The organism is Jutongia sp. SJQ-6, assembly GCF_054161275.1.
This window is the reverse complement of the sequence record NZ_CP195314.1, coordinates 1,480,206-1,490,000: the sequence shown is the minus strand read 5'-3', so window position 1 is coordinate 1,490,000 and position 9,795 is coordinate 1,480,206. Positions and strand designations below refer to the sequence as shown.

Below are 9,795 nucleotides of genomic sequence, written 5' to 3'. Positions count from 1 at the left end.
AAGAAGCTGTACCGAAAGGAGCAGTGGAGAGTTAAGAAGAGAGAATGCCGGAATGAGTAGCGAGAGAAAGGTGAGAATCCTTTCGGCCGAATATCTAAGGTTTCCAGAGTAAAGCTGATCTGCTCTGGGTAAGTCGGGGCCTAAGGCGAGGTCGAAAGACGTAGTCGATGGACAACAGGTTTAGATTCCTGTACTTCATGATATCAGAACTGTGGGGACACAGAGACAAAGGACGAGCCGGGAATGGAAAAACCGGTGCAAGCGAGGTAGCTTCATGGGAGGGAAAACCCCCATGTATAAGGCGAATGCGTGAAGCGTAGCGAACTTAAAAGTAGCGAAGCGTGTGGAGTCACTGTCAGGAAAAGCCGCTATTGCGTATCATGAACCCGTACCGTAAACCGACACAGGTGGATGAGGAGAGAATCCTAAGGCCGACGGAAGAAGCATTGTTAAGGAATTCGGCAAAATGACCCCGTAACTTCGGGAGAAGGGGTGCCTACGAATGTAGGCCGCAGAGAATTGGCCCAAGCAACTGTTTAGCAAAAACACAGGTTTATGCGAAACCGAAAGGTGAAGTATATGAGCTGACGCCTGCCCGGTGCTGGAAGGTTAAGGGGAGAGCTTAGAGGCAACTCGAAGGTTCGAACTTAAGCCCCAGTAAACGGCGGCCGTAACTATAACGGTCCTAAGGTAGCGAAATTCCTTGTCGGGTAAGTTCCGACCCGCACGAAAGGCGTAATGATTTGGGCACTGTCTCGACAATGCATCCGGTGAAATTGAAATACCAGTGAAGATGCTGGTTACCCGCGCCAGGACGGAAAGACCCCATGGAGCTTTACTCCAGTTTGATGCTGGGATTCGGTACTGCATGTACAGGATAGGCGGGAGACTAGGAAGATATAACGCCAGTTGTATCAGAGTCGCTGTTGGGATACCGCCCTTGTAGTACTGGGTTTCTAACCTGCCACCGTGAACCGGTGGAGGGACAACGTCAGGCGGGGAGTTTGACTGGGGCGGTCGCCTCCGAAAGGGTATCGGAGGCGCTCAAAGGTTCCCTCAGAATGGTTGGAAACCATTCGAAGAGTGCAAAGGCAGAAGGGAGCTTGACTGCGAGGTCGACGGACCGAGCAGGTACGAAAGTAGGACTTAGTGATCCGGTGGTAGAAAGTGGGATTGCCATCGCTCAACGGATAAAAGCTACCCTGGGGATAACAGGCTAATCACTCCCAAGAGTTCACATCGACGGAGTGGTTTGGCACCTCGATGTCGGCTCATCGCATCCTGGGGCTGTAGCAGGTCCCAAGGGTTGGGCTGTTCGCCCATTAAAGCGGTACGCGAGCTGGGTTCAGAACGTCGTGAGACAGTTCGGTCCCTATCCGGCGCGGGCGTAGGATATCTGAAAGGAGCTGGCCTTAGTACGAGAGGACCGGGCTGGACGGACCGCTGGTGTATCTGTTGTCATACCAATGGCATAGCAGGGTAGCCAAGTCTGGAAGGGATAAACGCTGAAGGCATCTAAGCGTGAAGCCCCCCTTAAGATAAGATATCCCTGGAGTTAATCCAGTAAGACCCCTTGAAGACGACGAGGTAGATAGGGCAGAGGTGGAAGTGTGGTAACACATGGAGCTGACTGTCACTAATAGGTCGAGGGCTTGACCAAAAAGGAACGAAGGCGATTATAATGCCAGAGTACCAAGAACAAGTTCAACTTTGTGGATGAAAGATACTATATGCAGTTTTGAAGGTACTAAAAAAAGTACCGGAAACATAGTCTAAAGAAGGGACTGTGTTTTTGTTATAATCCTCGATAGCTCAGTCGGTAGAGCACGCGGCTGTTAACCGCGCTGTCGTAGGTTCGAGTCCTACTCGGGGAGCGACAAAGAAAATCCTGTAAACGATTTCGTTTACAGGATTTTTTTTGATCTTTTTGCCATATCGCCATTCAAGATAAGAGGTGTACTCTTTGTAATCCCATTTCTGGTAATAGATGATCTTTGGAAGCTTATCAATTCGAAATTATTGATATTATTTTCTGATGGCATGACTCACTATATAGCGGCTACAAAATATAATTAGACCATCGACATAATGAGCAATATGTGGTTCTCGCAGCATCTTTTGGAATGGGAAGTTTTAGTTGTCAATATAAAATTCTTAAATGAAAGGTTAAAAAGGTGTCCAATTATGGAAAAAAGTGTCCATTTCTGCCAAATGGGTTTACGAAGAGACATTTTTTTATTACATTTAATGTGTTACAGACGCATTTATTAATGACTTTGTATTATTGCACATTTGATACAAAGCGAATAATTAGGGGATATGTATAGAAAGGAGCAAGGAATGAAAAAGACAAAAGAATTAATTTTACGTGCAGTAGAAAAAACAGCGCAGAAAATCAACATTATCGGGAATCAGACACTGGCAGAACGTAATCCATATCGGTACAGAAGCTATTATTATGAAAAGGCAATGTCAGAAGAATGTTGAAGATAATAAAATCTGAATGCTGAACAGGGAGGAAAAGAGGATGACCAAATCAAAGAAAATGTTAATATGGATCATAGTGGTGCTCATTGCATCGATTTTGCTAGGATTAGCGGTACGTGTTGGAATGTATTATTATGAATATAGACAAGATAGTAAGCTTTTGGAATTTTTTAAAGAAAATGAGAGTAAATCGGTTTTTCGTGGCCTGGTGAATGATGATGGAAAGCCTTATCAGCAAAAAAATGTAAGATATGATATTGATGGTGATGGTAAAAAAGAAATTGTTTATGCAGGATATGATGAATTGGGGTCCGGATATCCAAGATATGTGATCTGTTCAATTGGGATTCATTCCGGTCAAAAATTTTATGTAAAGGCAATTTATGACTTAACCTGTTTTGACTATACAGTTGCACCTGATAAAGCAAAATATGTTCTACAACATGGCATACCGAGTATGGCGATAAAATCAGGAAAGTTATTATTTCAGGTGCATGATTATGACGATAAGGATAAGATTTTGAATACATTTACTATGACGGGACAACAGGGAGATCATCTAGTCTTTAATACAGAAAGCGGACGGTTTGTTACGAGTGATTGGGAGGACTTTGATAAGGAGGAGGATAAAAATTGAGTAAAAAAAGGAAAAATTTTATACGACTTATAGCGGTGTTCGTTACAGTAATTATACTATGCTCAGTAGTACGTGTTGGAATGTATTATATTGAATACAGACAGGAAAAAGCAGTTTTGCAATATTTAAGAGAGAATAAAAATAATTCTCCCATTCGCGAGCTAGTAACTGCAAAAGGAAAACCCTATCAGAAAAGTTCCATAAAATATGATATCGATGGTGATGGTGAAAAAGAAATTGTCTATGCAGGATACGATAGCGTTGGAGCAGGACTTCCGCGATATGCAATTTGTGCTATCGGGATTCGTTCTAATCGAGAGTTTTATGTGAAAAAGATGTATCGCTTAACTTGTAATGATTATGCGGCAGGATTCAATAAAGCAGAATATGTTCTACAACATGGCATACCGGGGATGACGATTAAATCAGGAAAGTTATTATTTCAGGTGCATGATCATGACGATAAAGATAAGATTCTGAACACATTTACCATGACAGGACAACAGGGAGATCATCTAGTCTTTAATACAGAAAGTGGACAATTTGTTACAAGTGATTGGAAAGCTACAACTTATTTGAAATGAACAGTAGAGAAAGGATTAGATAACCATTGTTTCAAAAGGGAATAAAATCTGCCCGGATATTGCCATTAGCTGATGTCGGTATCCGGGCATGGCCGGAACAGAATTTCTTGTTTGGAATTTTAAGCGGATCAGAGGATGGTCGAAAGTGGATATACAATCATTTTATACAGATGAGAGGCTCTCATTATATCGGGTATCAGTGGGATGCAAAAGATGCCAGCATGACCTTTTATCCATATGCGATCCATTATCTTTCCCCTAATATGTTTGATCTGTGTCCGTTTGTTGAAAAAAATATGATACCAAAGTCATTGATTCTTGGAATGTTTCGTTCATTCCATGAATTTGTGATCCATGCTATTGATGGTGGGTATTATATTTCTACATTTTTGGATCAGTTTTTTAGGGAGGACATGAGGGGGCATTATGGGTTTCATCATCCAACATTTATCTATGGCTATGATGGTGGAGAGCGGATTGTTTATATTGCGGATAATTTCGAACGTGGAAAATATGGCACCAAGAAGATCACATATGATCAACTTGACAGAGCGTTTCGTTTAGTGCCGGATGATATGTGGAAGTATGGAGTTTATCTGTATCGAGTCACTTCCGCACAGTATTCTTTTGTGCCAGGGTACGTGAAAGAACAGCTTATGGACTATATTGCACCAGGAAATGGAATCTGTTACTTAAACCGTACAGTATGCCCGGAATCTTTTCATGATGGCAGTGACTATCTCAATGAGGTTTTCTTTGGTGTGCAGTGCTATGATCTGCTTGATCACTGCTTTCAGGCGGTGATCAGGCAGGATGATACGTATCCGTCAAAAGACTGGCGCAGTGTGGTTCAGCTCTGCGATCATAAATATCTGATGCGTAGGCGGTATCAGAAAGTGAAATTCTTTTATTGCAAGATGAAATGAACCTTTTGGGCTTCTAAATAGTCATATAAGTAGAGCCAATCAAAAGGGAACTTAAGGAATCTTGTCTGCATCTGTGGGAGAAGATGGCAGAGAATACGCAGACAATGTTTATGCGATCAAGAAGCATTATCTGTATATTCAATATGAAGAATATATCTGAAATAGAGGTAGATAGATGTATTGTTTTGTAGAAAAATTAGTAGATGAGATGATAGAATTTAATATCGTTGAACAATGTCAAAAAGAAGAGTATGTATACAGTATTTTATGCATTGCTGAATCTATAATATGGTTTGTAACAATAATATGTATAGGGATATTTTTCCATATATTATGGCAAACTGTTGGATATCTGGCATTTTTGTATATTTTGAGAAGGCGGACAGGAGGCTATCATTTATCACGTTTTATATCTTGTTATAGTTGCTCTATTGCGTTGTTTGTAATGATTTACTATTTATTACATAATGTAGCAGCATTAATACAAGTAGGAATATTTGGTGTATTTGTTGTATCCGGTATTGTTATAGAGATCATTGGAACTGTAAATCATCCCAATATGTTTATGTCTAAGACAGAGATTCTTCATGTTAAATGGCGTGCTAGAATCATTGCAGCAGTAGAAAGCAGTATCGTTATAATATTATGGATTGTTGGGAATAGAGGCATGGTATTGTATTTGGCTATGGCTATGATCACCTGTGCAGCATTTATGGTGTTGGCAATCGGACTGGGACAGGAAGTGAAAGAAACGTAGTTGTACGGATGAACCTAAGAGAGAAAAGGACAGTGGTAAGTTATTTGACAGATAATAAATATATATGCAATCTAGCAAAGAAAATTTATTTTTTGCATATAACCTTATATTTTTGGCATATACCAAAATACATAGTATGTTTATGATATAATGAGCCTCAAAGAAAAACAAGCGGCTGCGAAGCAGACATTTGTTTTTCTGGGCTCATTAACGAGCAAATAAGCTTGTGAAACAAGCGAAAAAGCTCTGGAAGAGCGTATTTGCGAGTTTGATAAAAAGGCGAATAGTCGAATGACGTTATGAGCCTCAAAGAAAAACAAGCGGCTGCGAAGCAGAATATACATATGTAATTTGGAGGAAGAAAGTGTTAAGTATTGCATTTTGTGATGATGAACCGATCATGTTAGAAGAACTTTTTAACGTGGTCAAAGGATACATAGATTCAAAAAAAGTTGAATTTACTGCAGATTTGTTTGAATCTGGTGAAGAGTTTGTGGAAAAGGGAGTACGATGCAGGAAATATGATATTGTATTTTTGGATATTGAAATGAAAGAGATGAATGGATTGGAGGCTGCTGCATGGTTTCGTAAATTGAATGAACAGTCAAAGGTCATTTTTGTGTCTTCTCACGTAGAGTATACGCTAGATGCGTTTAAGGTGGCGGCATTTCGTTATATTATCAAGAATAAGGATACGATGACGCAGGCGGTGCAGGAAGCGTTAGATGCATGTCTTGATATAAATCCAGAAATAAAACAGGTCAAGAAATATCATTTTACAGAGTTAGATATGTTCCTCCAAACGGAAGATATTATTTATATAGAAAGTATACTACATGATTTGAAATTTCATATTCAAGCAGAAAGCAATTATGTATTTACTTTGGCAAGATGTACACTCAATATTTGGGAACAGGAAAATCATTGGAATGGGTTTGTTCGTATTCATCAAAGTTACTTGGTAAATATGAAGTATGTATATGCCTATAATTCTAAAGAAGTTGAACTTTTAGACGGAACAGTATTAACGATATCAAAACAGAGAAAAACAGAAGTTTGCAAACTGTTTCGTGATCAGGCAATTCCAAGGCGAAAGCGAAATACATAGGAAACTTATCAGGTAGAGGAGAGTTGATATGTTAGGATTTATTCAAGGACTTTTATTAATTATTATTGAAGTCAGTATTTATTTTTTTTACGCACAGACTTTTTGTGAAGCAGGAGACAAAATCACAGTAAGGCGTACAATAGCAACCGTTGTTGTATCGGCGGTTTTTCTGGATGTGACATCAACAATATTTGCTAAGCATTTTGTGATTAAATTATTGATGATAGTGCTTGTTTTGAGTATAATGCTGCAGTTTTCTTTTCGACAGAATTGGAGAAAGAGTATTGTGCTTGCAGCAATATATCAAAGTATTATTTTGGTTGTTGATTTTTGTTTTATTGTTTTGGCAAGTATGTTTTTGGAAAATAGGATTATTTCATTATCGTCGACGCAGATGTTACTTGCTTTATTGTCAAAAAGTATCTTGTTTTGTTTGATCTATATCGTCAATAAGATATTTATACGGCGCAAGGTAAATGCAGTAGCAAACAGGATATGGCTTCGCTTTATGGCGTTTCCAGTGGTTACCTTTTTGATGATTGCATTGCTTGTAGCAGATTTGCCTAATATTCAATCGGTCCATCAGGTCACAGTATATGGAATGCTTGCTGTATGCTTGATAGCGATTGATTTTGTAGTAGTATACTTTTTGGATATGATTGTTCAAGAGGAAGCAGAGAAGATGCTGCATTTGGAATTTAAAAATGACACGGAAGCGCAGATGAAGTTGTATAAAAATATATGTCAAAATAATGAAATACAGAAAGCGAGCATTCATGAATTTCACCATCATTTGACTTGTCTGACTTCTTTATGTGAGAAACAGAAGTATCAAGAATTGGAACATTATTTACACAATATAGACCAGAAATTGTCTTATAATGTGGAGTGGATGAATACAAATCATGTGATTGTGAATACTGTGTTAAATCAAAAATATAACGAAGCTGCCAAAAGGAAAGTTTTGATCGTATGTCGTTTTAATGATTTGAAGGGAATTTGGCTGGAAGATCAGGATGTTGTTGTGATATTAGCGAATTTATTGGATAATGCGATTAGAGCGAGTGAAGAATGTGAGGAAGAACATACGATATATTTTACGATGCGTCTGATTGACGGGACATTGTCGTTGGATATTCAAAACACCTATCAAGGACCTGTGACAATAGTGGATAATGAACTACGCACAACGAAGAGGGAAGATGGCCGGCATGGATATGGCATCAAAAATGTACAGCATGTTGTAGCAAACTATGGAGGAACATTTCGGCTGTCCTTGGAAAGAAGATTGTTCGGAATACATATTACGATTCCTCAAAAGATATGATTAGTATGTATGAGAATGATTCTCTGAAAGATTAGACCAAGAGAGAGTTTTTTGCACAATGCGGATATAATAATGCGAATATAGAATAAAAAGAGTTGCAATCAGAGAAATTATATGATAATATATATATTGTTCGGCGTCTCTGTTGAGACGTTGTATCTGACATAGTATGATCTTATGTTTTTGGACCTTTAGCTCAGTTGGTTAGAGCAATCGGCTCATAACCGATCGGTCCAGGGTTCGAGTCCCTGAGGGTCCACTGGATGAGCTGAAGAGAATTACATAAGAGGATACTTCAGCTTATCATAATGGCCTAGTGGCTCAGTTGGTTAGAGCGCCGCCCTGTCACGGCGGAGGTCGAGGGTTCGAGTCCCTTCTGGGTCGTTATTGGGATCTTAGCTCAGCTGGGAGAGCATCTGCCTTACAAGCAGAGGGTCACAGGTTCGAGCCCTGTAGGTCCCATAAGCAGTTATTTTACTGCGATGCCGCAGTGGCGGAACTGGCAGACGCCCAGGACTTAAAATCCTGTGGGTAGTGATACCCGTACCGGTTCGATTCCGGTCTGCGGCATTTTCATTTTAACTTTTTCCTTTCAGAACGTCTCTAATTTACAGAGGCGTTCTGTTATTTTATCTGGAATGTATTATGAGATATCCCGGTTTAGCAAGGTATATAAAGTTTGAGTTATTGCATTAAAGATCAGCAGATCTTGTTGCCATTAGCGGTCATTTTGAATCGCATATGCAGGACTTCAGCAGAACGTTTACACATCAGCATTCTTTGGAGAAAAATTTCAAAATAATCCATCATAGAGCAGATAGATTCGTCCAGTTGTATGCTAAATTGTATCTGCTCCTTTTGTGGACGGATATGCAGCGCTGCACCGGTAACAGCATAGTTTACCCGGTCATGCTGATCAAATGCTTCTGGAGTCTTTGTCTGTACCCGGTCACGTCTCACGTCCGTTTTGTCGGCCAATATCAGTGCTGCTGAAATAGGATTTGTTGCATGACCTGTTTTTTCATCGTGTTCTCCGATTGCATTCATGATCAATGCAATTTCATCGTAATCCATATTAAGATCTTTTAGGATAGAATGGGCAAGTACAGCACCGTGGTGGGCGTGATCCTTGCGGTTGATGCAGTTGCCGATGTCATGCATATAGCCGGCAATCCGCGCCAATTCCACCGTTCTATTATCATAACCAAGCTTTTGTAAAATACGGGCAGCTTGTTTGGAAACAATGGAAGCATGGATCGAAGAGTGATCGGTATATCCCTGTGTCTGTAAAGAGGCATTGCCTTGTTGGATATATGCATTGACTTCCGGTGATTTTTTGATCTGTTCGTATGTAATCTTGTTCGTTTTCATTGTAATCTCCATTCCGCAGACAATCTGCGATCGTGTTGTAATAGCATCATTTTCTTGCTTATATGTCAGTATGATGCCGTTGTCATTCTATGTATTTTACTTTGGTAAATATGTTACTCAAACTTCCTATACCTCAAATCCTTCACAATCACATATTGCTTATTATGTCAAAGAATACTAAGAATTTTGCAGCCACAACATAGCGGTTTCTGCCGACAGAGAACTATAGTAATTGCCTTGCCGCATTTACGTTTTTGGTGATTTCTAGATTTTGTTGTCTCTGATGATTGATTTACATGCCCCTCGGAAACTCGAAGTCCCGGAAGCAAGGTAATCATCATTTTTGAAAGGGACTTTGCGCTCGTCGTTACTTATGTCTCGTATTTCAGAGACATTAAGTAACGTGACGTAGCGCATCGTAGCGAAAGCGTCCCGTCCAAAAATGGATGATACTTTGCTAAACCGGGACATCTCAGACACTCCTTAGGGCATGTATTCATCAGAGACTTAACAAAATAAGAAATCACCAAAAAACTCTGCGTTCTGCGGCAATTATCTTAGTTCGCTGCCGGCAGAACAAGTCAGACTACCGGCTGCA

The 9,795-nt window shown here is 39.8% G+C and carries 8 protein-coding genes, 5 tRNA genes and 1 rRNA gene (1 of these 14 cut by a window edge); 13 read left to right on the top strand and 1 reads right to left on the bottom strand.

Features of this window, described 5'->3' with window-relative positions:
• The 13 genes from ACSAJE_RS06890 to ACSAJE_RS06830 all read left to right on the top strand — a co-directional run.
• Positions 1 to 1,660: ribosomal RNA gene (locus tag ACSAJE_RS06890) — 23S ribosomal RNA — on the top strand; it begins 1,230 nt to the left of the window's first position.
• 141 nt (positions 1,661 to 1,801) lie between these two features.
• A tRNA-Asn gene (locus ACSAJE_RS06885) sits at positions 1,802 to 1,874 on the top strand.
• Positions 1,875 to 2,340: 466 nt separating this feature from the next.
• Positions 2,341 to 2,487, top strand: a complete 147-nt coding sequence (locus ACSAJE_RS06880) for a hypothetical protein (protein WP_458010025.1) — start codon at positions 2,341 to 2,343, stop codon at positions 2,485 to 2,487.
• 40 nt (positions 2,488 to 2,527) lie between these two features.
• Positions 2,528 to 3,124, top strand: coding sequence for a hypothetical protein (locus ACSAJE_RS06875; RefSeq protein ID WP_458010024.1), 597 nt, complete (start codon positions 2,528 to 2,530; stop codon positions 3,122 to 3,124).
• Positions 3,121 to 3,708: a hypothetical protein gene (locus tag ACSAJE_RS06870; protein ID WP_458010023.1), complete on the top strand. Its 588-nt coding sequence runs from the start codon at positions 3,121 to 3,123 to the stop codon at positions 3,706 to 3,708. The genes ACSAJE_RS06875 and ACSAJE_RS06870 overlap by 4 nt, the downstream gene beginning before the upstream one ends.
• A gap of 26 nt (positions 3,709 to 3,734) precedes the next feature.
• The gene (locus ACSAJE_RS06865; RefSeq protein ID WP_458010022.1) at positions 3,735 to 4,634 is read left to right on the top strand and encodes a hypothetical protein; all 900 of its coding nucleotides are present in this window, start codon (positions 3,735 to 3,737) and stop codon (positions 4,632 to 4,634) included.
• A gap of 175 nt (positions 4,635 to 4,809) precedes the next feature.
• Positions 4,810 to 5,391, top strand: a complete 582-nt coding sequence (locus ACSAJE_RS06860; protein ID WP_458010021.1) for an accessory gene regulator B family protein — start codon at positions 4,810 to 4,812, stop codon at positions 5,389 to 5,391.
• 364 nt (positions 5,392 to 5,755) lie between these two features.
• The gene (locus ACSAJE_RS06855) at positions 5,756 to 6,499 is read left to right on the top strand and encodes a LytR/AlgR family response regulator transcription factor (protein WP_118507987.1); all 744 of its coding nucleotides are present in this window, start codon (positions 5,756 to 5,758) and stop codon (positions 6,497 to 6,499) included.
• A gap of 28 nt (positions 6,500 to 6,527) precedes the next feature.
• Complete coding sequence (locus ACSAJE_RS06850) at positions 6,528 to 7,826, top strand: sensor histidine kinase (RefSeq protein ID WP_458010020.1); 1,299 nt, start codon at positions 6,528 to 6,530, stop codon at positions 7,824 to 7,826.
• A 185-nt stretch (positions 7,827 to 8,011) separates the two neighbouring features.
• Positions 8,012 to 8,085 (top strand) — tRNA-Ile (locus ACSAJE_RS06845).
• Between the two features lie 51 nt (positions 8,086 to 8,136).
• Positions 8,137 to 8,210: transfer RNA gene (locus ACSAJE_RS06840), tRNA-Asp, on the top strand.
• Between the two features lie 5 nt (positions 8,211 to 8,215).
• A tRNA-Val gene (locus ACSAJE_RS06835) sits at positions 8,216 to 8,288 on the top strand.
• 22 nt (positions 8,289 to 8,310) lie between these two features.
• Positions 8,311 to 8,396: transfer RNA gene (locus tag ACSAJE_RS06830), tRNA-Leu, on the top strand.
• A 129-nt stretch (positions 8,397 to 8,525) separates the two neighbouring features.
• Here the strand turns inward: ACSAJE_RS06830 and ACSAJE_RS06825 are convergent.
• Positions 8,526 to 9,197, bottom strand: coding sequence for an HD domain-containing protein (locus ACSAJE_RS06825; RefSeq protein WP_243034756.1), 672 nt, complete (start codon positions 9,195 to 9,197; stop codon positions 8,526 to 8,528).
• Positions 9,198 to 9,795: the final 598 nt, after the last annotated feature.

What these genes read in the sequence shown, in the direction of transcription:
- ACSAJE_RS06880 (WP_458010025.1), top strand. Translation starts at nt 2,341, where the DNA reads ATGAAAAAGACAAAAGAATTAATTTTACGTGCAGTAGAAAAAACAGCG.
- ACSAJE_RS06875 (WP_458010024.1), top strand. Translation starts at nt 2,528, where the DNA reads ATGACCAAATCAAAGAAAATGTTAATATGGATCATAGTGGTGCTCATT.
- ACSAJE_RS06860 (WP_458010021.1), top strand. Translation starts at nt 4,810, where the DNA reads ATGTATTGTTTTGTAGAAAAATTAGTAGATGAGATGATAGAATTTAAT.
- ACSAJE_RS06850 (WP_458010020.1), top strand. Translation starts at nt 6,528, where the DNA reads ATGTTAGGATTTATTCAAGGACTTTTATTAATTATTATTGAAGTCAGT.
- ACSAJE_RS06825 (WP_243034756.1), bottom strand. Translation starts at nt 9,197, where the DNA reads ATGAAAACGAACAAGATTACATACGAACAGATCAAAAAATCACCGGAA.